Origin of the sequence: Stenotrophomonas africana (assembly GCF_013004645.1) — a bacterium.
Classification (GTDB): Bacteria; Pseudomonadota; Gammaproteobacteria; order Xanthomonadales; family Xanthomonadaceae; genus Stenotrophomonas; species Stenotrophomonas africana.
The window spans coordinates 226,045-247,171 of sequence record NZ_JABEME010000008.1; the positions used below are offsets into that span (position 1 = coordinate 226,045).

Annotated in this window: 17 protein-coding genes; 4 read left to right on the forward strand and 13 right to left on the reverse strand. The window is 67.4% G+C overall.

Annotated features, from left to right (window positions below):
* Positions 1 to 22: 22 nt before the first annotated feature.
* Complete coding sequence (locus tag HLA98_RS15360; RefSeq protein WP_004134334.1) at positions 23 to 361, reverse strand: P-II family nitrogen regulator; 339 nt, start codon at positions 359 to 361, stop codon at positions 23 to 25.
* Positions 362 to 708: 347 nt separating this feature from the next.
* Entirely contained in the window at positions 709 to 2,118 is a 1,410-nt protein-coding gene (glnA, locus tag HLA98_RS15365; protein ID WP_049446096.1) for a type I glutamate--ammonia ligase, read from the reverse strand.
* 224 nt (positions 2,119 to 2,342) lie between these two features.
* Here glnA and HLA98_RS15370 point away from each other — a divergent pair, with 224 nt between their 5' ends.
* On the forward strand, positions 2,343 to 3,137 hold the full coding sequence (locus tag HLA98_RS15370) for an undecaprenyl-diphosphate phosphatase (protein ID WP_057501337.1): 795 nt from the start codon (positions 2,343 to 2,345) through the stop codon (positions 3,135 to 3,137).
* A 73-nt stretch (positions 3,138 to 3,210) separates the two neighbouring features.
* Positions 3,211 to 4,035: an META and DUF4377 domain-containing protein gene (locus HLA98_RS15375; RefSeq protein ID WP_057501338.1), complete on the forward strand. Its 825-nt coding sequence runs from the start codon at positions 3,211 to 3,213 to the stop codon at positions 4,033 to 4,035.
* 152 nt (positions 4,036 to 4,187) lie between these two features.
* Here HLA98_RS15375 and HLA98_RS15380 read toward each other — a convergent pair whose 3' ends face one another.
* The 9 genes from HLA98_RS15380 to HLA98_RS15420 form a co-directional block, all read right to left on the reverse strand.
* The gene (locus HLA98_RS15380; RefSeq protein WP_049446090.1) at positions 4,188 to 4,799 is read right to left on the reverse strand and encodes a YbhB/YbcL family Raf kinase inhibitor-like protein; all 612 of its coding nucleotides are present in this window, start codon (positions 4,797 to 4,799) and stop codon (positions 4,188 to 4,190) included.
* Positions 4,800 to 4,809: 10 nt separating this feature from the next.
* Positions 4,810 to 6,879 (reverse strand): tetratricopeptide repeat protein, encoded by a 2,070-nt coding sequence (locus HLA98_RS15385; protein ID WP_057501339.1) that lies wholly within the window; start codon positions 6,877 to 6,879, stop codon positions 4,810 to 4,812.
* 56 nt (positions 6,880 to 6,935) lie between these two features.
* Complete coding sequence (locus HLA98_RS15390) at positions 6,936 to 7,970, reverse strand: YheT family hydrolase (protein ID WP_080354832.1); 1,035 nt, start codon at positions 7,968 to 7,970, stop codon at positions 6,936 to 6,938.
* 7 nt (positions 7,971 to 7,977) lie between these two features.
* Entirely contained in the window at positions 7,978 to 8,769 is a 792-nt protein-coding gene (locus HLA98_RS15395) for a lysophospholipid acyltransferase family protein (RefSeq protein ID WP_057501340.1), read from the reverse strand.
* 121 nt (positions 8,770 to 8,890) lie between these two features.
* Positions 8,891 to 9,325: a hotdog fold thioesterase gene (locus HLA98_RS15400; RefSeq protein ID WP_057501341.1), complete on the reverse strand. Its 435-nt coding sequence runs from the start codon at positions 9,323 to 9,325 to the stop codon at positions 8,891 to 8,893.
* A gap of 10 nt (positions 9,326 to 9,335) precedes the next feature.
* On the reverse strand, positions 9,336 to 11,387 hold the full coding sequence (locus tag HLA98_RS15405; RefSeq protein ID WP_057501342.1) for a phospholipase D family protein: 2,052 nt from the start codon (positions 11,385 to 11,387) through the stop codon (positions 9,336 to 9,338).
* A complete protein-coding gene (locus HLA98_RS15410; protein WP_057501343.1) occupies positions 11,384 to 12,001 on the reverse strand; it encodes a YceI family protein in 618 nt (205 codons plus the stop codon). Before HLA98_RS15410 ends, HLA98_RS15405 begins: the two co-directional genes overlap by 4 nt.
* A 4-nt stretch (positions 12,002 to 12,005) precedes the next feature.
* A complete protein-coding gene (locus tag HLA98_RS15415) occupies positions 12,006 to 12,482 on the reverse strand; it encodes a SixA phosphatase family protein (RefSeq protein ID WP_005407539.1) in 477 nt (158 codons plus the stop codon).
* A 49-nt stretch (positions 12,483 to 12,531) separates the two neighbouring features.
* On the reverse strand, positions 12,532 to 13,161 hold the full coding sequence (locus HLA98_RS15420; RefSeq protein WP_049446080.1) for a ParA family protein: 630 nt from the start codon (positions 13,159 to 13,161) through the stop codon (positions 12,532 to 12,534).
* Positions 13,162 to 13,284: 123 nt separating this feature from the next.
* Here HLA98_RS15420 and HLA98_RS15425 point away from each other — a divergent pair, with 123 nt between their 5' ends.
* Positions 13,285 to 14,769 (forward strand): AAA family ATPase, encoded by a 1,485-nt coding sequence (locus HLA98_RS15425; RefSeq protein ID WP_129550601.1) that lies wholly within the window; start codon positions 13,285 to 13,287, stop codon positions 14,767 to 14,769.
* Positions 14,770 to 15,522: 753 nt separating this feature from the next.
* Here the strand turns inward: HLA98_RS15425 and HLA98_RS15430 are convergent.
* Positions 15,523 to 16,158 (reverse strand): hypothetical protein, encoded by a 636-nt coding sequence (locus HLA98_RS15430; RefSeq protein WP_049448806.1) that lies wholly within the window; start codon positions 16,156 to 16,158, stop codon positions 15,523 to 15,525.
* Between the two features lie 168 nt (positions 16,159 to 16,326).
* Between HLA98_RS15430 and HLA98_RS15435 the strand changes: the two genes are divergently transcribed.
* Positions 16,327 to 20,013 carry an indolepyruvate ferredoxin oxidoreductase family protein gene (locus tag HLA98_RS15435; protein ID WP_057500008.1) on the forward strand — a complete coding sequence of 1,229 codons (3,687 nt, stop codon included), beginning with the start codon at positions 16,327 to 16,329 and terminating at the stop codon, positions 20,011 to 20,013.
* A 36-nt stretch (positions 20,014 to 20,049) separates the two neighbouring features.
* On the opposite strand, the gene HLA98_RS15440 is transcribed toward HLA98_RS15435, so the two are convergent.
* Positions 20,050 to 20,664, reverse strand: a complete 615-nt coding sequence (locus HLA98_RS15440; protein WP_057500007.1) for a DUF938 domain-containing protein — start codon at positions 20,662 to 20,664, stop codon at positions 20,050 to 20,052.
* Between the last annotated feature and the right edge of the window lie 463 nt (positions 20,665 to 21,127).

Here is a 21,127-nt window from a genome sequence, read left to right on the forward strand (position 1 = left end):
TGGGGGAGTCTCCGGAAGGGGGTTACAGCGCGTCGGCACCGATTTCGCCGGTGCGGATGCGGATGACCTGTTCGACGGCGGTGACGAAAATCTTGCCGTCACCGATCTTGCCGGTGCCTGCCGACGACTGGATCGCTTCGATCACCGCGTCGGCACGCTCGTCGGTGACCACGGTTTCGATCTTGATCTTGGGCAGGAAATCGACGACGTACTCGGCGCCGCGGTACAGCTCGGTGTGGCCCTTCTGGCGACCGAAACCTTTCACTTCGGTCACGGTGATACCCGACACGCCTGCATCGGACAGGGCCTCGCGGACCTCGTCGAGCTTGAACGGTCGGATGATGGCGGAGATCAGTTTCATGCGCATGTCCCGATGGTGGATGGGGCCAGCGCGCCAGCGCGCGTTGGCATCAGGCAACCACGGGTCATCAGGATGATGACCGTGGCTGTTGCACCGGACACGTACAGGGCCGGGACGGCCGTGCCTCTCTCCTTGCACGACCGACGCGGGAGGGAGGGCGGCCCTGGTCGCGTATCCGGTCTCTCTCTTGCCCCTGGATAAGCGGGCCAAAGGCCCGCGTTCCAATGCAGCGGACTGACAGTCCGCTCTACAACGGCGGGCCTGCGCCCGCCTTGCGGCTCCCCAGCCGCGAAAACGGAAGCGATGGCGGCGGGTGGGAGGGGGAAGCCCACCGCCATCGCCACCGGTCAGCTGGCGTAGTACAGCTGGTATTCCAGCGGGTGGGTGGCCGCGCGGAACTTGGTCACTTCCTGCATCTTCAGCGCGATGTAGCCGTCGATGAAGTCATCGCTCATCACGCCACCGGCCTTCAGGAATTCGCGATCCTTGTCCAGCGCTTCCAGCGCCTGGTCCAGCGAGGAGCAGACCTGCGGGATCAGCTTCTCTTCTTCCGGCGGCAGGTCGTACAGGTCCTTGTCGCTCGGTGCGCCCGGGTCGATCTGGTTCTTGATGCCGTCCAGGCCGGCCATCATCAGCGCGGTGAAGGTGAGGTAGCCGGACTGGATCGGGTCCGGGAAGCGCATTTCGATGCGGCGTGCCTTCGGGTTGGAGACCCACGGAATGCGGCACGACGCCGAACGGTTGCGGGCCGAATAGGCCAGCATCACCGGCGCTTCGAAGCCCGGCACCAGGCGCTTGTAGCTGTTGGTGCCCGAGTTGGCAAAGGCATTGATGGCCTTGGCGTGCTTGAAGATGCCGCCGATGTACCACAGCGCCAGCTGGCTCAGGCCGCCGTAGCCGTCACCGGAGAACAGGTTGGTGCCGCCCTTGGACAGCGACTGGTGCACGTGCATGCCGCTGCCGTTGTCGCCGACGATCGGCTTGGGCATGAAGGTGACGGTCTTGCCGTTGCGGTGCGCGACGTTCTTGATCACGTACTTCATGCGCAGCAGTTCGTCGGCCTTCTGCACCAGGGTGCTGAACTTGGTGCCGATCTCGCACTGGCCGGCGGTGGCCACTTCGTGGTGCTGCACTTCCACTTCGATGCCGACCTGTTCCAGGGTCTTGCACATCTCGGCGCGCAGGTCGTGCAGGGTGTCGGTCGGCGGAACGGGGAAGTAACCGCCCTTCACGCCCGGACGGTAGCCGCTGTTGGCACCGTCGTACTTGGCGCCGCTGTTCCAGGCGGCTTCTTCGGAATCGACCTTGAAGAAGGTGTTGCCCATTTCATTGGCGAAACGGACCGAATCGAAGATGAAGAATTCCGGCTCCGGGCCGAAGAACGCGGTTTCGGCGATGCCGGAGGACTTCAGGTAGGCCTCGGCGCGCTTGGCGATGCCGCGCGGGCAACGGCCATACGGCTGCATGGTGGCCGGGTCGAGGATGTCGCAGCTGATCACGATGGTCGGATCGGCGTAGAACGGGTCGACGTAGGCGCTGCTGGTGTCGGGCAGCAGGACCATGTCCGATTCGTTGATGCCCTTCCAGCCGGCGATCGAGCTGCCATCGAACATCTTGCCTTCTTCAAACAGCGACGGCTCGACGATGCTGACCGGGAAGGTGACGTGCTGCTCGACGCCACGCATATCCACGAAACGCAGATCGACGAATTCGATCTGGTTGTCCTTGATCAGCTTCTCAACGTTTTCCACGGACATCGGTACGACCTCGGATGGGGATGAATGCCTGCTGAGGTACAGCAACGACCGTGCCAACTTTTTACAGCCCGCAAGTCATTGATTTCAAAAAGAGTGCCCCGGACCGGTGCACATCGGTGCGCACCAATGAGGTGCGCCCGCCACCAGACGCACCCGTTTGGTGCAGCAGGGATCGTCTATCCTCTCGACCTTCTTCCTTCCTGCCGCGCGTGCCCGCACCGTCCATGTCCGACCTGCTCTCCGCCCTGCTGCTGGGCATCCTCGAAGGCTTGACCGAGTTCCTGCCGATCTCCAGCACCGGCCATCTGCTCATCGCCCAGCACTGGCTGGGTGCCCGTTCGGACTTCTTCAACATCGTCATCCAGGCCGGTGCGATCGTGGCGGTGGTACTGGTGTTCCGCCAGCGCCTGCTGCAACTGGCCACCGGCTTCAACCAGCGTGAGAACCGCGAGTACGTGTTCAAGCTGGGCGCGGCCTTCCTGGTCACCGCCGTGGTCGGCCTGGTGGTGCGCAAGGCCGGCTGGTCGCTGCCGGAAACGGTCAGCCCGGTGGCGTGGGCGCTGATCATCGGTGGCGTCTGGATGCTGCTGGTGGAGGCCTACACCGCGCGCCTGCCCGACCGCGACCAGGTGACCTGGACGGTGGCGATCGGCGTCGGCCTGGCGCAGGTGGTGGCCGGTGTGTTCCCCGGCACCTCGCGCTCGGCCTCGGCGATCTTCCTGGCCATGCTGCTGGGCCTGAGCCGCCGCGCGGCCGCCGCCGAGTTCGTGTTCCTGGTCGGCATCCCGACCATGTTCGCCGCCAGCGCCTACACCTTCCTGGAAATGGCAAAGGCCGGGCAGCTGGGCAGCGAGAACTGGACCGACGTGGGCGTGGCCTTCCTTGCCGCGGCCGTCACCGGCTTCGTCGTAGTGAAGTGGCTGATGGGCTACATCAAGTCGCACAAGTTCACCGCCTTCGCCATCTACCGCATCGCGCTGGGTGCGGCACTGCTGCTGTGGTTGCCGTCCGGCAGCTGAACAGCGCCAGGGCACGGTAACCCCGTTGCCGGTCCCACCCCGTTTCCCCCACGGTTCCCCAAGGAGAATCACCATGAACCGCAAGCTCACCCTGCTCCTCCCGCTGGCCCTGATGGCCGCCTGCAGCCAGACCCCGGCACCGGCCGGCACCGGCGGTGACGACGTGGCCCCGGCCGCGGCCAAGGCAGCAGACCAGCAGACGCTGGCGCACCTGGATGCGCAGCGCCTGCAGAGCCAGCACTGGCTGCTGCAGCAGGCCACCGCCGCCGACGGCAAGCGCATCGACGCGCTGTTCGCCCGCGAAGACAAGCCGGTCACCCTGGACTTCGCTGATGGCCGCCTGTCGGTCAGCAACACCTGCAACCGCATGGGCGGCGGCTATACCTTCGACGCTGGCAAGCTGAGCGTCAGTGCGATGGCCTCGACCATGATGGCCTGCACCGACAAGGCGCTGATGGCGCTGGACGAGGCCGTGTCGAGCCGCCTGCAGGGCAAGCTGAAGGCCGAGCAGGATGCCGATGGCACGCTGACCCTGACCAACGCCAAGGGCGAGAAGCTGGTCTTCACCCCGGAACCGACGGCTGAAACCCGCTACGGTGGCGCCGGCGAAACCGTGTTCCTGGAAGTGGCCGCCAAGACCGAGAAGTGCTCGCACCCGCTGATCCCGGACTACCAGTGCCTGCAGGTGCGTGAGGTCAAGTTCGACGACAAGGGCCTGAAGCAGGGTGAGCCGGGCAAGTTCGAGAACTTCTACGGCAACATCGAGGGCTACACCCACGAAGACGGCGTGCGCAACGTGGTGCGCGTGAAGCGCTATGAGGTGAAGAACCCGCCGGCCGATGCGCCGTCGCAGGCGTACGTGCTGGACATGGTGGTCGAGTCGGCCATCGAGAAGTGATGTAGAGCCGACTGTCAGTCGGCTGGCACTTGAAGGGCGGCCGCGAGGTCGCCCTTCTTCGTTGTGCGTTGTAGAGCCGAGCCATGCTCGGCTGCTGTCTATCGGGAAAAGCAGCCGAGCATGGGCTCGGCTCTACAGAAGCACATTGCCGCTCAGGCCAATGCGGGGTTCAAGGTGTAGGTACCGTGCAGCGCCGCTTCGGCCAGCACGTGGCCGTGCATGGCGCGATACGCGTCTGCGGCGGTGAAGCGTGCCGGAAGCTCCAACGAGGCCACGTCCAGCGCAAACACCCGGAAGAAGTAGCGGTGCACACGCTCGTCGTTGAACGGCGGATACGGGCCGTCGTAGCCCAGGTAGTCACCGGCCATGTCCGGGTTGCCGGCGAACCAGCCGGTGAAGTCGTTCAGGCCCTGGCGGCTGCCGGCCGGACCCGCGGGTGCGGGCTTGCCCTTCACCACGAAGCCATCGCTGCAGCTGCCAGCAGCAATCTCCTGCACCGAGGCCGGGATATCGGCCATCACCCAGTGCACGAAGTCGCAACGCGGCTGGTCGCGCGGCACGGTCATGTCATTGCGGCCGACCGTCTCCGGCACCGTCGGCACGTCCGGGTCCACGCACACCAGCAGGAACGAACGGGTGCCGGCAGGCGCCCCGCTCCAGGCCAGGTGCGGGTTGCGGTCGGGCGCGAAGCCAGCGGCATCACCGGCGGCGAACTCACGGTCGATCGGTGCGCCGTTGGTCAGGCTGTTGCTGCTCAGCTGCATTGCATTCTCCTCACTCTTCCGGGTAACCCAGGCGCACCGCAACCGGGGTGAGCTGGGCGAAGGCGGCGCTCATCACGTCGCGGTAGTTGCGCCAGTGGCCTGCAGGCAGGCGCGGCGCGCCCAGCTGTGCCGCCGGCGGCATCGGCCGCTCGAACAGGCGGCCCAGCAGTTCGGCCATCGCGTGCGGATCATTGCCGATCTGGTCGATGCGCAGCAGCACGTGCGGGTACAGGTCTTCCTCGTGCAGCGTGGCGATCTGGGTCAGTGCGCGCGTCAGCCATTCGCTGGCTTCGGCCAGCGAGGTCATCGCCAGCGGTGCGACGGCGCCGTAGGCCACCCAGTCCAGCAGCATGTCGCGCGGATCACGCAGCACCAGCACCAAGCGCCCCTGCGGCAGCTGCGGACGCAGCGCCCACAGCAGGGCGTTGTCCCACCACAGCAGCCAGTCGATCACGGTGTCGCTCTGCAGGCCACGCGCCGGCAGCTGTTCGCGCCAGCGCTGCACCAGCCGTTCCGGCGTCAATACGCCCGAGGCCAGGTCCTGCAGCGTGTTGTAGTTCTGGAACGCATCATCGGGTGGGGTGTTGGTATATCGGTCGCTGCGCAGCACAGGGCTGGCGGCCGCCAGGCCGGTCGCCACGCGCTCCACGCCCGAACCGGGGGCGCCCCACAGGAAGATCGGTGCGGAACTGGCATCACCTTCAATGCTGCCCTTGTCGGGCCAGCTCGGCGGCGACTTGGCCTGTGGCGGCAACGGCAGGCGCTGCGGGGCCTGGTCGGTCTGCAGCGACATCCACGTGCGCAGCGCCTCCTGTGGCTGTCCGGCACGGTCCTGGATCTCGCCCATCCAGGTCCGCAGATCGGCGCGATGCGCTTCCGGCGCCTGCTCGATCAGCGCCTGCACACGGGCAACCGCCGCAGCGGGATCACGCTGCAGCAGCCCCTCGACCAGACGGGATTCACCGCTGACGCGACCCGGTTCCAGGCTGACGATGCGCTCGGCGATCGCTTCGGCCTGCGCGTGTTCACCCGCCATGTCATGCAGGCGCAGGCGCGCTTCCAGGGCCGGCACATGCGTCGGCATCGCTGCCATCCAGCGCTCGACCGCAGCCACCGCGCTTTCGCTGCCCACCTGCTCGATGGCCAGGCGCGCCAGCCACACGTCGTGCAGCTGGTCATGCGCGTCCAGCACCGCATCCAGGCGCGCGCGTGCTTCTTCTTCGCGGCCCAGGCGCTGCCAGGACATCAGCAGCAGCTGCAGCACCTGGCGGTCTTCCGGCTGCGTTTCCAGCAGCGGCAGCAGGTAGTCCAGCGCCTGCAACGGCTGGCCGTTGCGCAGCGCCAGTTCACCGGCCAGGCGACGCATCGCCGGCACGTCCAGCTCCGGCTGCCGCAGGGCGACCTGCACGGCTTCGGCCGCCGCCGGCACGTTGCCCTGGCGCAGTGCCAGCTGCACCACCAGGCCATGCAGCGAGGACAGCGACGGATTCAGCTCCAGCACGCGGCGGAACGACTGCTCGGCAAACGCCAGCATGTCCTTGCCCAGGTAGGCGAAGCCCAGTGCATACAGCACACGGGTATCGTCCGGCAGTGCCTTGCTGGCGGCCGACAGCAGCGCCAGCGCGCGGTCGGCTTCGCCACGGCGCAGCGCGACCATGCCGTCGATGGTCAGCAGTTCCGGATGCTCCGGCTCCACGCGCGAGGCCAGGGTCGAGATGCGCTGTGCTTCGTCGAAATCGTTGCGGCCGATCGCCAGGTGCGCCTGCATCAGGTAGGCGGAGAAGGAATTCGGATCGAGGCCGGTGGTGCGCACCAGTGCTTCGTCGGCCCCTTCGAACTGGCGCAGCGCCAGCAGCAGGCCGGCATGCTGCAGGTGCAGCTGAGCGTCGTCCGGGGCCAGCCGCAGCGCCTGCTGCAATGCCTCCATCGCGGCTTCGGCATTGCCCTGCTGCTGCAGCGCAAGCGCCAGCCAGCGGTGGGCGTCGGCGCGGCCGGGTTCGTCACGGGTCCACGCCTGGGCCAGCTGCACGGCCTGGTCGGCCTGGTTCTGGCGCAACGCTTGGATGATCTGGTCTTGCATGGCAGTCCGGTTCAAGTGCAAACCGGCATTGTAGCGGGCTGCGCGCCGCTGCCGGTTCAGGCCTGCAGGACCCGCTGCAGGCGTTGCGCCACCCAGCGCTCGGAGAAGCCGTCACCCCGCCAGTTCTCGATGAATCCGCAGTGGCCGCCCCAGCAGGCAGTTTCCAGGCGCGCCTGGCGCGGCAGCTGCCAGTCACTGAAGGTCGCATAGGGAATGACCGGGTCATCCTGCGCCATCAGGATGTCAGCCGGCACCTGCAGGGCGGAGAGGCGGTCACCGGCAATCGAATAGCCATCGAAATAGGCCTGCAGCGAGCCGAAGCTGGTGTGCCGCTCGACCAGCCACGCGGTCAGCGCGCGGATGTCCAGCTTCAGCACGCGGTCGTCGCAGTCGCTCAGTTCAGGGAACAGGTCGCGCTTGCGGCGCAGCGAACCGGCCCACTTGCGACGGAAGTACCAGTCGTACATCGCCGGGCCGTTCTCGATGCTGTCCATCGTCAGCGCCGGGTCCAGCACCGGGCACACCGACGCCACCCGCAGCAGCGGCACGCCGGCGGCCGGCGCGCGCAGGGCCAGCCGCAGCACGAAATTGCCACCCAGCGAATAGCCGGCGGCCACCAGCGGCAGCTGCGGCCAGCGCTGGGCGATATCGCCCGCGGCATGCACCACTTCATCGATCAGGTTGGAGTGGAAGATGCCGGGGTTCAGATGGTGGGTGTTGCCGTGGTCGCGGAAGTTCAGCCGCACCACATCGAAACCCTGTTCGATCATGCGCGCGGCCGCCATGCGCATGTAACTGGATTCGGCACTGCCTTCCCACCCGTGCAGCAGCAGGGCAATTCCCTTGGGCTGGCGACCTTCGACATGGCTGTGCCAGCCCTGCAGGCGCACGCCGTCACCGCCATCGAGGATCAGCTCCTCGCTGACCGCACCGGTGGCGGCCAGCAGCAGCAGGCCACGCTGCAGGCGCATGCGGCTGGAACTGAGCATCGACTGCAGGTGCGGATTGCGCAGCCAGCGCGGCGGCTGATAGTCAGCCGCATGCAGCGTCGGCGTACCGGCGTCCAGGACGGGTGGCGGTATCAGGGCCACCGCACCCTCACTGCGTGCTCATGGCCGCCACGATGCGCGCGCGCGAGGTTTCCGCGATGCGTCGACGGCCTTCCAGGTCCTGGGTACCGATCGGCTCCAGGAAATGCACTTCGGTATGCCGCGCCGGCTCACCGAGCAGGCGCAGGAAATTGGCGGCGAAACTCTCGCCCGGGCCGAACGCGACGATGGTTTGTGCGTCGCCCTTCACCCCGTACACCAGCGCCACCGGCTGCACCGGCACGCCGGTTTCAACCGCGGCCTGGAAGATGCGGGCATGGAACGGCCCCACTTCGTGGCCGCCGCGGGTGCGCCCTTCCGGAAACACACCGACCGCCTTGCCGGCGCGCAGGCGCTCCGCCATCACCTGCATCACCCCACCGAGCGATTCGGTATTGCCACGCTGATGGAAGATGGTCTGGCCGCGCGCGGCGAGCCAACCAACCAACGGCCAACTGGCGATCTCGCGCTTGGCGACAAAGCCCATCATGCGCTGGCTGTGCAGGATGGAGATATCCACCCAGCTGACATGGTTGGCCACAAACAGCACGGCGCCCGGCAGCGGCTTGCCGATCTGCGACAGGCGGAAGCCGAAGATCCACATCAGCCCGCCCTGCCACCAGTTCACCACCTTGGCCCCGAACGTATCCTCGCCCACGCGCAGTTCGCCCCACGGCGGAAGCATGCCGATCAGGATGAGCGGCAGGAACACGGAGATGTGGACCAACAGCAGCGGTACGCGGTACAGGTAACGGCACACACGCGCCAAGCCGCCGCGGGGGGCCGGAGTGGGGGAAGTCATCCGCGCACGATACCGGAGCGCCGCAGCAGCTGCCAGCCGATTTAGGCCATAACCGCCCTTGACCGGGGCAATCGGCGGGGAACGCTGGGTTCTGCCGCCGTCAACGCCCCCGCCGGGGGACTCAACCGTGGCCGGCGGCCACCACCGCCAGGGTCAGCCGCGAGATGCACACCAGCCGGCCCTGCTCGTCCTCGATGCGGATTTCCCACAGCTGCGTGCTACGGCCCACGTGCAGCGCGCGTGCGGTGCCGGTGACCGTACCCGAACGCACGGCGCGCACGTGGTTGGCGTTGATTTCCAGCCCCACGCAGATCTGTTTTGCGGGATCCACGCACAGGTTGCCGGCACTGCTGCCCAGGGTCTCGGCCAGCACCACCGAGGCGCCGCCGTGCAGGATGCCGTACGGCTGGCGGGTGCGTTCGTCCACCGGCATGGTGGCCTGCAGCCAGTCCTCACCGACGGCACTGAAAACGATGCCCAGGGATTCGATGGCCGTGTTGCGGCTGAGCGCGTTGAGCTGCTCGATGGAAACGGCTTCGCGGAATACCTGGGTCATGCGGGCACCTTCAGAGGATGGGAACGAGGCCGGCGCCGAACGCGGTCAGCATGCGCACCAGCAGCCACTTCGGGCCGACGTTGACTTCGGGGAAGTCGCCGACGGCGACGTAGCAGTCGTGGAATGCCGGGTCCTGCCGGGGCAGCGGCTGCGGGCAGTCCGGGCCGGGCTTGAATTCGTAGTCGGTGGCGTAACGCCACGGCCAGAAGTCGAGAATCGGCAGCGCTTCGGAGGCCTTGCCGACGCTGTAGTTGAGCCCCGACAGCACCGGCGGTTTGGCGCGGGGGGCCACCGTCCAGGAGTTCTGCGGGTGGGTGTCGCGCAGGATGCTTTCGGCCAGCTGCTCGGCGAAGACCGGATCGTCGATGATCACTGCGCCTTCGGTGTTGTAGTTCTCGCTGCGCGGATCGAAGTTGTGGGTGCCGACCACGCCGATGCGGCGATCGACCACCAGCGACTTGGCATGCAGGCCCATGCGCGCACCCTTGCGGGTGACCGGCAGTGGCTTGTTGACCGCCTTGCTGCCAAGGAACGACGGCCGCGTCTCGGTGCGCAGCAGCCGCGTTTCCACTTCGCTGCCGGCCGCACGACGGCGTTCGCGGGCGTTCTGGTAGGCGCTGCCGGTACGCGGATGGTTCACCGGGCCGTGCTTGTCCATCGCGCCCGAGCCGCCATCGCTGCCACCGCGCGCATTGCTGCCGGCGGCGCTGCCGCCGATCAACGGATTGCGCCCGCTGTCATCCTCGCCTTCGGGCGCGGCGATCGGGTCGGGCAGCAGGTTGCGGTAGTCGACCGGCGCATCCAGCGGGAACGGCTTGTATTCGAAGATATTGAAGCCCAGTTCGCGCATGTTGCGCCGCTTGTACTTGTACGACAGCGCATACACGATCGGGTTGTCGGTGGCCGCCAGGCTGTTGCTGGACACCACCACGCGCGGCGGCTGCGGACGCTTGCGCAGCTCGCGGAACAGCTTCTGCGCCGGCTTGGACAGCACCAGGTACGGCGTCTGCAGGATCACTTCCTTCTGCGCGCTGGCGATCAGCGCGTCCAGCTGAGGCTCGGTCACATGCTGGCCAGCCAAGGGTGCGTCGGCCTTCTCGCGGCGATGCTTGCGCGGCAGATCCGCCACATAGCGCACGGAGGCCACCGGCAGCGCGGTATCGACGAAGGAGCGGGTGACGAATTCGGTGTCGTTGGCTTCGGCACTGACCCGTTGCACCCGTTCCGGGCGCCGGAAGGTGGCCGGCGGCAGCGTCGGTACGCCCTCGCGCAGCAAAGTGCGGCCCACATCGTTCAGGCGTTCGGCCGGCACGCTGCGGTGAGCCCGCCAGAAGGCATCGAAGTTGGCCGCCATCGCCCGTGCCTCCGGCCCCGCAATCAGCACGTCGCGGTCGCGGAAGTTGTACTCGCGGTCCCAGTCGTAATAGTCGTCCTGGTAATTGCGACCACCGACCACACCGATCGCGTCGTCGATCACCAGCAGCTTGTTGTGCATGCGCTGGTTGAAGCGGCGGAAGCAGCACAGCACGCTGCCGGCGTAGTCGAAGTAGTTCAGCCGGGCCTTGCCGAAGGTCGGGTTGTAGACCCGCAGCTGGAAGTTCTGGTGGGCACCGGACAGCGCCCCCAGGATCTCGAGGTCGGAGATCGCCGAGAGCTGGTCGATCAGCACCCGCACCTTCACCCCGCGGCGGGACGCGGCCAGCAGTTCGTCGATGACCAGCCGGGCGCTGTCGTCCTTGTCGAAGATATAGGTCTGCAGGTCGATGCTGCGGGTAGCGCTGCGCAGCAGGTTCAGGCGTGCCACCAGGGCGCCCTCGCCCTCATCCAGCAGGGTTGCGTAGTGGCGCGGTCGCTCCGGGGTGGATTCGGTGAACGCCCGCCCGGCCAGGGCCCGCAGCGGCGAGTCCTGCGCGCAACGGTCGGCGCGCTGGCAATCAACCACGGTCGAGCGCGCCTGCACCGCGATCGCTTCGGCCCGGTCGCGCTCGGCATGCGACAGCGAGGCACAACCGCTGCCCAGCAACACGGTTGCCAGCGCCAGTACACGCAGCAGGAGGTTCACGGTTTCGGCGCCTCGCTCAGGCGCGCTCGCAATACGAAGGTCACTCGGTCACTCAAGGCAAGCTGCCAGCTGTCCATTCCATACCGGCCTCGCTGCACGGTACCGCGGCTGACGACATCGCAATCATAGCCGGGACGGGCGCAATCCGCTTTCTCGACCTTGAGCTTCTCGGGGTGGCTGATCCCACGCAGGGTCAGGCGGCCATCGATATCGCCCCCGTTCTCCACGGTCTCCGGCCAGTACGGCAGCGAGTCGAACTCGACCACCGGATGGCGGCCGGCATCGAAGAACTCCTCGCCGCGCATCCAGCCGGTGTAACGCGACTTGCCGGGGATCTCGACCGAGCGCGTGAACATCTTCAGGTGCACCTGGTGGCGGCCATCGGAAAGGATCTCGATGCGTCCTTCAAAGTGCGGGAACACGCCTTCGATGCGTTGCCCGAAGCGGGTGCGCACTTCGAAGCCGATCTGCGAGCGCACGGTATCCAGGCGCAGCATCCGCGTGGCTTCGGCTGCCACCGGTGGCAACGGGGTGGGCGGAGGTGCTGCAGCCCAGGCAGGACCGAAGGCCAGCAGCGCGGGCAGCAGGAAGCGGCTCCGCCGCGCCAGGCTCATCGGATCACGGCCACCAGAACGCGTTCAGGCTGGCCACGCCCGGTTCGATCGAGGCCTCGCGCGGGAAGCCAAGCACGGCGATACCGGCCGGCGGCATGCCGCGATAGTCGCTGCTGGTGCCCTCGGTCATCAACGCCACCAGGCGCTCCAGACCCGGGTTGTGGCCGACGATCAGCACCCGGTCGAGGTCACGGCGGTCGTCCACCAGCGCCGCCAGGGTGCCGGGGGTGGCCTCGTAGATGCGGTCTTCCAGGCGCTTCTCCACGTAGCCGATGGTGCCAAGCACGGCCTCCAGGGTCTCGCGGGTGCGCCGCGCCGGCGAGCACAGCACGCAGTCCGGCAGCAGATTGTTTTCCTTCAGCCACTTGCCGGCGGCTTCGGCTTCGGCCAGCCCGACCGGCGACAACGGCCGGTCAAGGTCGGCCTGGCCGGGAGTGGCCGGTTCGGCATGGGCATGGCGCAGCAGGATCAGTTCACGCATCGCGGGTTTCCATGAAGAGGAGGATGCAGCAGAAGGAGTGAGGCAGGCATCAAAGCTTGAGCCAGGACAGCAGCGGCTCCCAGTCGGCCTGGTGTTCGCGCACCTGGGCGGAGCGGTAGTCGAACAGGCTGCGGCCAAGGCCGGTCATGACCACGTAGCTCTGGCTGTCACGCAGCTGCGCGACCACCGGGTATGGCCATTCGGCCAGCATCTGCAGCGCCTGCTGCGAGGTCTGGGTCCACGGCTTGGTGCGGTTCAGGACCAGCCCTACCGGCAGCTTGCGGCTGTGCACCCGTGGGTTCTGGGCCAGGCTGTTGAGGAAGCCGACGATGGCTTCGATATCCAGCGCCGAGGGCAGCACCGGCACCACCACCGCGTCGGCAGCGTCAAGGAAATGGGGGATATCGTCGGCCAACGCACCGGCTGGCGCATCGATGATGACGGTTTCGGTACCGTCGGGCAGCTTCTGCGCCCACTGCTTCTTGCGATACACGTCGATGGGGAGCACCGCGCTTTCCAGCCCGGCACGTCGTTGCGCCCAGCGGGTGCTGGAGCCCTGCGGGTCGGCATCGGCGATCACCGTGGCCTTGCCCTGCAATGCCGCGTACGCGGCCAGGTGGGTGGCGACGGTGGTCTTGCCCACCCCGCCCTTGGAACCGGCCACCAGGATCGTCTTCATGCCAGCCTCGCTTCCGGGTACGTGCCCCGAGCGTACACCGGCGGTGGTGACGGGAGGTAGCATCGCGCTGAACCTGTGGCCATCGCCTTTGCTATCGTGGCGCCCCCGAAGGATCGAACCGGCATGAGCGAGCTGCAGGACCTGAGCGCACTGATCCGCGCCAATACCCCCCTGATCGTGATCGAGACCCAGGACGAGGGTCGCATCGTGGAACTGTTCCGGCAGACGCTGATGCACGTGTGGCGGGCGCTGCACCGCTGGTCGATCACCGAAGGCCTGCGCCGGATCGACCTGGACAGCGAGGACCCGCCAGTCGGGCCGCCGGATGCCAGTGCGGCCCTGCAGATGATCCGCCAGGCGGAGCAGCGCGGGGTCTACCTGCTGCTCGATTTCCACCCCTACCTGGGCTATGCCAGCCACCAGCGCGCCCTGCGCGACCTGATCCAGCGCCGCCACAGCGAACCGCACGTGCTGGTGCTGATCGGCGCCAAGGTGGAACTGCCGGCGGAGCTGGAAGCACTGGCGGTACGCTTCAACCCACGCCTGCCCGATGCCAACGCCCTGCTGAAGATGCTGCGCGAGGAGGCCGACGCCTTTGCACGCGAGCATGGCGGCCGACGGGTGGAAGTCGACAGCGAAGCGGTGAAGAAGATCCTGAAGAACCTGCAGGGCCTGAGCCTGGTCGATGCCCGGCGCATCGCGCGCCAGCTGATCTACGCCGACGGCGCACTGCGCGACGACGACCTGCCGCAGCTGGCGCGGCTGAAGTTCGAGCTGCTCAATCGCAGCGGCCACCTGTTCTTCGAGCACGACAGCGCGCGCTTCGGCGACGTGGCCGGCGCCAACCGGCTCAAGCGCTGGATCAACCAGCGGCGGGTCGCATTCATCGCCGGCTCGGCACCGGCCGGGCTGGACCCGCCACGCGGCATGCTGCTGCTGGGCGTGCAGGGCTGCGGCAAGTCGATGCTGGCCAAGGCCACCGCGGCCGGCTTCGGCGTACCACTGCTGCGCCTGGACGTGGGCGCGCTGTACAACAAATACCACGGCGAGACCGAGGCGAACCTGCGCCAGGCACTGGCCTCGGCCGAGCAGCTGGCGCCCTGCGTGCTGTGGATGGACGAGATCGAGAAGGGCCTGGCCACGGGTGGCGAGGACGGCGGCGTGTCACGCCGCGTGCTCGGTTACCTGCTGACCTGGATGGCCGAGCGCAAGGCGCCGGTGTTCATCGTCGCCACCGCCAACCAGGTGCACGAGCTGCCTGCCGAACTGCTGCGCAAGGGCCGCTTCGACGAGATCTTCTTCGTCGACCTGCCCTCGCCTGAAGTTCGCGTGGAACTGTTGCGCCTGCACCTGGGGCGGCGCCAGCTCAATGCCGATGACTTCGCACTGCCGGCGCTGGCAGCAGCCGCGAATGGATTCTCCGGCGCCGAAATCGAGCAGGCGATCGTGGCCGGGCTGTATGCGGCGCATGCCGAGGACCGACCGCTGGATACCGAGCTGCTGATGACCGAGATCCGCGCGACGCGGCCGCTGTCGGTGCTGATGGCCGAGCAGGTGGAAGCATTGCGGGCGTGGGCGTCGGGGCGGACGGTTTCTGCGGACGACTGAGGTTTCCCGCGAACGGCGCAGCCCCTCGTGGCGGCTGGTTGGCTGTGAACATCAAAAGCCGCGCTTGGCCGGGCGGGAGGGCTTCGCGGGGGACGCCGTGAACCCGTCCATGGGGGCTTGGCCGCGGCATCCATGCCGCGGACACCCCCGCGAACCCACCCCGCCCGGCCTCTGACAATTTCCGAGTGCGTCCGCCACGGAAAAGAAAGAAGAAAAGCAGAAGCAGAAGCAAAAGCGCTTGGCTGGCCGCTCTTTGTAGAGCCGAGCCCACGCTCGACTGCGCTTCGCCCAGATATCGAAAAATCGATTCCGATGCAGATTCATCCAGGCATGGCGTGGATCTACCGTGTCGACCAAGGTCGACACCTACCAACAGCAGCGTCGAACCGTCAGAGGTGGGGCGGTGTGGGTTGGCAGGACCGTTGGCGCCATGGGCCCGAGGCATGCCTCGGGCGGGTTGGGCAGGACGCCCAACCCAGGCCTTGCCGTGTGCGCAGGACAGCGCACACGAGCAAGGCGCCATCGAGCCCCCAGGGGTGAGGGCGCTTTAGCTTGCGAAGCACGGCTTTGCTTGCGAAGCACGGCTTCGCAAGCGCCCGAACGCACAGCCGCCAGCGGCTGGGCCGGCCTGGGGGTTTACGGCGTGTCCTGCCAACCCACACCGCCCCGCCATCCCGCGGATTGCCCGCTGTTGCTGTTGCTTCGGCTGTTGCCTCTGCGGGTGCCGGGTGCAACCCGGCCGAACCCCTTCCCTCAGGGCCAGGCAGGCGGTGCGGCCGCCCAGGCCTGCTGCACCTCCGCCAGCGACGCACGCTCATCCTCACGCCAATGCGGCAGCAGCTGCCCATAGTTCGCCGTGGTATTCCACTGCGTCGGCTCGGTGCGTACCGCAGCCGCATACCACTGCACCGCCTCCTGCTTCTGCCCCAGCCGCCACAGCGCCAGCGCGTAGGTCGGCGGCACCCAGCTGGGCTTCGTCCGTGCGCTGCCAGCGGAGGCCAGCCACTGTTCCAGTGCCGCCTCTGCCTTGCCCTGCCGCAGCAGGTGCCAGCCATAGTTCCAGCGCACGCTGCGGGCGACGCTGGCCTGTGCCGATGCCTCCTTCAGGGCCTCGCCATACAGCTGATCGGCCAGCTCGGCGCGGCCCTGGGTCCCGGCCACCGAGGCCAGCTGTACCGTCGCCTCGACCGCGCGGCGGCCCCGTTCACGCAGCTTGACCAGCTGGGCTACCAGATCATCGCCCTCGCCCTGCACCACCACCATCGGTGTGGCCGCCGGGTCGTTGTCGAAGTAGAACTCCTGCGGGGCCGGCACGGCCGGCGCGGCCCACGCAGTGGCCACTCCCGAGGCCAGCAGCACGCTGGCCAGGATCTTTCCTGGAACTGACATCCCTTCTCCCCAGGCCGCAACTGCAGCCTCCCTCTCTCTCCCGATCCTAACCCCAGCACCGCTGCGGGCGCGAGTGCCAGGGCCTGCGCGGCCCCGCTGCTACAATTCGCGCCTTTCCCGCCGCGTGCCTGCACGCGGCCGGTGCCAGCCGATCCTACCGGGCCAGCCATGACCAGTACCGCGCAACTCACTTCGCCCTCTTCCGCCGACCTGCTCGACCGTGATTACACGCTCGACCACAAGTACACCCGCAATGAGGGGCGGATCTACCTGAGTGGCGTGCAGGCGCTGGTGCGGCTGCCGCTGATGCAGCGCCTGCGCGACGCCGCCGAGGGCATCGACAGCGCTGGTTTCGTCAGCGGCTACCGTGGCAGCCCGCTGGGTGGCTTCGACCTGGAGTTGTGGCGCGCGCGCAAGCATCTTGAAGCCGCCAAGGTGAAGTTCACTCCGGGCCTGAACGAGGACCTGGGCGCCACCATGGTGTGGGGCACGCAGCAGACCAACCTGTTCCCCGGCGCCAACGTGCAGGGCGTGTTCGGTATGTGGTACGGCAAGGGCCCGGGCGTGGACCGCTGCGGCGACGTGTTCAAGCATGCCAATGCTGCGGGCACCTCGCGCTACGGCGGCGTGCTGGCACTGGCCGCCGATGACCATGCCTGCCGCAGTTCGACCCTGCCGCATGGCAGCGAGGACGAGTTCGTCAGCGCCATGATGCCGGTGCTGAACCCGGCCGGCGTGCAGGACATCCTCGACATGGGCCTGCTGGGCTGGGCGATGAGCCGTTACACCGGCCGCTGGGTCGGCTTCAAGACCATTGCCGAGACGGTGGAATCGTCGGCCTCGGTCGAGGTCGATCCGATGGCACGCCGCATCGTGCTGCCGGAAGACTTCGAAATGCCTTCGGGCGGCCTCAACATCCGCTGGCCGGACCCGCCGCTGGATCAGGAAATGCGCCTGCACCGCTATGCGGTGAAGGCTGCGCAGGCATTCGCCCGCGCCAACGGCATCGACAAGGTGGTGATGGACGCGCCGCGCGCGCGGCTGGGCATCGTCACCACCGGCAAGAGCTACCTGGACGTGCTTCAGGCGCTGGAATACCTGGGCCTGGACGAAGCCGCGTGCGCCGACATCGGCATCCGCGTGTACAAGGTCGGCATGACCTGGCCGCTGGAGCCGCAGGGCATCGCGCGCTTCGCGCAGGGTCTGGAAGACATCATCGTGGTGGAGGAAAAGCGCGCCTTCATCGAGCGGCAGATGAAGGAGCAGTTCTTCAACTGGCCGGCCAGCTGGGGCCAGCGCCCATCCATCGTCGGCAAGTACGACGAGAGCGGCGAATGGATCCTGCCATCCACCGGTGAGCTGACACCGGCCACCATCGCCGGGGTGATCGGCCGCCGCATCCAGAAGTTCTTCAACAACGAGTCGATCGAGCAGCGCCTGCAGTGGATGCAGGAAAAGGAAGCCGAGCTTGCGCTGCCGCGCGCCAGCTTCCCGCGCGTACCGCATTACTGCTCGGGCTGCCCGCACAACACCTCCACCCAGGTGCCGGAAGGCTCGCGGGCGCTGGCCGGCATCGGTTGCCATTACATGGTGACCTGGATGGACCGCAGCACCGATACCTTCACCCACATGGGCGGCGAAGGCGTGACCTGGGCCGGGCAGGCGCCGTTCACCGATACCCCGCACGTGTTCCAGAACCTCGGCGACGGCACCTACTTCCACAGCGGTTCGCTGGCGATCCGCCAGGCGGTCGCCGCCGGCGTCAACATCACCTACAAGATCCTCTACAACGATGCGGTGGCGATGACCGGCGGCCAGCCGGTGGACGGCCCGCTGAGCGTGCCGGACATCGCAAAGCAGATGCGCGCCGAAGGCATCCACACCATCGTGGTGCTGTCGGACAACATCGGCAAGTGGACCGGCCAGCGCGAGCACTTCCCCAGCGACGTCGAGTTCCACGACCGCAGCGAGCTGGACGAAGTGCAGAAGCGCCTGCGCGAAGTGAAGGGTGTTTCGATCCTGATCTATGAACAGACCTGCGCCACCGAGAAGCGCCGCCGCCGCAAGCGCGGCAAGCTGGAAGACCCGCAGAAGCGCGTGCTGATCAATTCGCTGGTCTGCGAAGGCTGCGGCGACTGCGGCAAGAAGAGCTTCTGCGTGTCGGTGCTGCCGAAGGAAACCGAGTTCGGCCGCAAGCGCGAGATCGACCAGTCCAACTGCAACAAGGACTATTCCTGCGTGAATGGTTTCTGCCCGAGCTTTGTCACCGTGCACGGTGGCCAGCCGCGCAAGGGCAGCAAGCGCGATGCCTCCACCCTGCTGGACAACCTGCCGGCGCCGACCCTCCGCGGCACCCTGGAACAGCCCTGGAACATCCTGATCACGGGCGTCGGCGGTACCGGCGTGGTGACCATCGGCGCGCTGCTGGGCATGGCCGGCCACCTGGAAGGCAAGGGCGCGACCGTGCTCGACCAGACCGGCCTGGCGCAGAAGGGCGGCGCGGTAACCACGCATATCCGCATTGCCCGTCGCCCTGAAGACATCCACGCCGTGCGCATCGCCGCTGGCGAAGCCGACCTGGTGCTGGGCTGCGACATGGTGGTCGTCAACGATTACTGGGCCCTGTCGAAGGTGCGTGCCGGCCGTTCGCAGGTGGTGCTGAACACCTACGAGGCGATGCCCGGCACCTTCACCACCCGCCCGGACATGCAGTTCCCCGCCGCCGACATCGTGGCCGGTGTGCGCGTGGCGCTGGGTGGCGAGGAACCGCTGCTGCTCGATGCCACCCAGCTGGCCACCGCGCTGCTCGGCGATGCCATCGCCGCCAACCTGTTCATCCTCGGCTACGCATGGCAGCAGGGGCTGGTGCCGCTGTCGTTCGAGTCGCTGATGCGCGCCATCGAGCTCAACGGTGCCGCCGTGGCGATGAACCAGCAGGCCTTCGCCTGGGGCCGCCTGGCCGCGGTCGACCCGCAGGCTGTGCAGCAGGCCGCCGGCCTGGTGCGCAACCGCCACACCGATACCGAGTCCACCCCGGGCCCGCTGCACCCGCTGCCGCCGGGCGAATGGGAAGGCAACGAATGGGGTGCCACCGCCGCACCGCGCAACACCGGCGACGAACGCGAACTGCGTGGCCTGCCCTCGCACGGTGGCGACGTGGCGTTCCTGCCGCTGGACGACGCACGCCTGTCGCGTTCGCTGGATGAAATGATCGAGCGCCGCGCCGCCTTCCTGGTCGAGTACCAGGACGCTGCCTACGCCAATCGCTATCGCAACCTGGTCGAGCGCGTACGCGCCACCGAAGCCGACCGCATCGGTGGTTCCACCGCACTGACCGAGACGGTGGCCCGCTATCTGTTCAAGCTGATGGCCTACAAGGACGAGTACGAAGTGGCCCGCCTGTACACCAGCGGCGACTTCCAGCGCCGCCTGCAACAGCAGTTCGAGGGCGACTACCAGCTGCGCTTCCACCTGGCACCGCCGCTGTTCGCCAAGAAGGACGAGCAGGGCCGGTTGCTGAAGAAGGAATACGGCCCGTGGATGTTCAAGGCCTTCGGCCTGCTGGCCAAGCTGAAGTTCCTGCGTGGCGGCCGACTCGATGTGTTTGGGCGCACCGAGGAACGCCGCATGGAGCGCAAGCTGATCGGTGACTACGAGGCCACCGTGCAGGTGCTGCTGGATGGATTGAATGACGACCGCCTGGCGCTGGCGGTGGAGATCGCCAGCGTGCCCGAGCACATCCGCGGCTTCGGCCACGTCAAGGAAGCGCATTTCGAGCAGGCCAAGGCACGCGAAGCCGCCCTGCTGGCGCAGTGGCGCAATCCGAAGGCACTGCACATCGTGCAGGTGGCCTGATAGTCGTGCCGGCCGCTGGCCGGCACGACCGGCGGTTTACCCCAACCGCCACAGCAGCAGGCGGTTGTTGGCCGGCATTGCTAGATCCCCCAGGCGGGTGAAGCCATTGTCGGCCGCCAGCGCCTGCACCGCTTCGCTATCGCGGATGCCGCTGCGCGGATCACGTGCCTTCAGCCAGGCATCGAACTGCGCATTGCTGTCACTGGTGTAGCGACCACCGTAGTTGAACGGGCCATACACTGCCAGCAGCGCACCATGACGCAGCACCGGTGGCAGCGCGGCGAACAACGCCTGCACGTGGTCCCAGCCCATGATGTGCAGCGTGTTGGCGCTGAACGCCGCATCGAACGTGCTGCCTTCGGGCAGCGTCAGGCCCGGCGCAGGCGGCAGTTCCACCTGCAATGCCACCGGCGGCAGCAGGTTCAGCAGCGCGGCCTCCGCACGCCAAGCCTCGATGCCGGGCAGATGGTCCGCATGGTCGCTGGGCTGCCAGCGCAGCCACGGCCAGCGCTCGGCGAAGAAGGCTGCGTGCTGGCCGGTGCCACTGCCGATCTCCAGCACCCGATGCCGGTCGCCCATCCACGGGTCGAGCGCGGTGGCGATGGGATCGCGGTTGCGCTCGCAGGCTTCTGAATACGGCTTGCTCGACATCAGGACGGTGTCCAGGCGGGGTCGGCCCCATTGTGCACGAGGGGGTGTTGCTCGGCAGGGCTTGCAGCCCTGCACCCCGCCGAAGCCGGAGCAACGGCAACAGCCAAAGCAACAGCGACAGCGGGCTTCCTGTGGGATGGCGGGATGGGTCCGGTTGCGGGGGACGCCGTAAACCCGTCCTTGGGGGCTTGGCCGCGGCATCCATGCCGCGGACACCCCCGCAACCGGACCCATCCCGCCTTCGACAGTTTTCTGTGGCCTGTTGGAACGGCTCCTGGGGTCAGATCCGTTTTCCGCAGGAAAACGGATCTGACCCCGGATACATTTCGATGTCTGACAGATGTGTCGACCAAGGTCGACACCTACCAACAGCCGCCGGAATCCGTCGAAGGTGGGGCGGTGTCGGATTGCGGGGTGTCAGCCGCATGGATGCGGCTGCCAAGCCTACACGGACGTACTTGCG

Bases quoted from the DNA above. Each gene is read 5' to 3' on its own strand.
- HLA98_RS15360 (WP_004134334.1), bottom strand. From the start codon at position 361: ATGAAACTGATCTCCGCCATCATCCGACCGTTCAAGCTCGACGAGGTC.
- glnA (WP_049446096.1), bottom strand. From the start codon at position 2,118: ATGTCCGTGGAAAACGTTGAGAAGCTGATCAAGGACAACCAGATCGAA.
- HLA98_RS15370 (WP_057501337.1), top strand. From the start codon at position 2,343: ATGTCCGACCTGCTCTCCGCCCTGCTGCTGGGCATCCTCGAAGGCTTG.
- HLA98_RS15375 (WP_057501338.1), top strand. From the start codon at position 3,211: ATGAACCGCAAGCTCACCCTGCTCCTCCCGCTGGCCCTGATGGCCGCC.
- HLA98_RS15380 (WP_049446090.1), bottom strand. From the start codon at position 4,799: ATGCAGCTGAGCAGCAACAGCCTGACCAACGGCGCACCGATCGACCGT.
- HLA98_RS15385 (WP_057501339.1), bottom strand. From the start codon at position 6,879: ATGCAAGACCAGATCATCCAAGCGTTGCGCCAGAACCAGGCCGACCAG.
- HLA98_RS15395 (WP_057501340.1), bottom strand. From the start codon at position 8,769: ATGACTTCCCCCACTCCGGCCCCCCGCGGCGGCTTGGCGCGTGTGTGC.
- HLA98_RS15400 (WP_057501341.1), bottom strand. From the start codon at position 9,325: ATGACCCAGGTATTCCGCGAAGCCGTTTCCATCGAGCAGCTCAACGCG.
- HLA98_RS15410 (WP_057501343.1), bottom strand. From the start codon at position 12,001: ATGAGCCTGGCGCGGCGGAGCCGCTTCCTGCTGCCCGCGCTGCTGGCC.
- HLA98_RS15415 (WP_005407539.1), bottom strand. From the start codon at position 12,482: ATGCGTGAACTGATCCTGCTGCGCCATGCCCATGCCGAACCGGCCACT.
- HLA98_RS15420 (WP_049446080.1), bottom strand. From the start codon at position 13,161: ATGAAGACGATCCTGGTGGCCGGTTCCAAGGGCGGGGTGGGCAAGACC.
- HLA98_RS15425 (WP_129550601.1), top strand. From the start codon at position 13,285: ATGAGCGAGCTGCAGGACCTGAGCGCACTGATCCGCGCCAATACCCCC.
- HLA98_RS15430 (WP_049448806.1), bottom strand. From the start codon at position 16,158: ATGTCAGTTCCAGGAAAGATCCTGGCCAGCGTGCTGCTGGCCTCGGGA.
- HLA98_RS15435 (WP_057500008.1), top strand. From the start codon at position 16,327: ATGACCAGTACCGCGCAACTCACTTCGCCCTCTTCCGCCGACCTGCTC.
- HLA98_RS15440 (WP_057500007.1), bottom strand. From the start codon at position 20,664: ATGTCGAGCAAGCCGTATTCAGAAGCCTGCGAGCGCAACCGCGATCCC.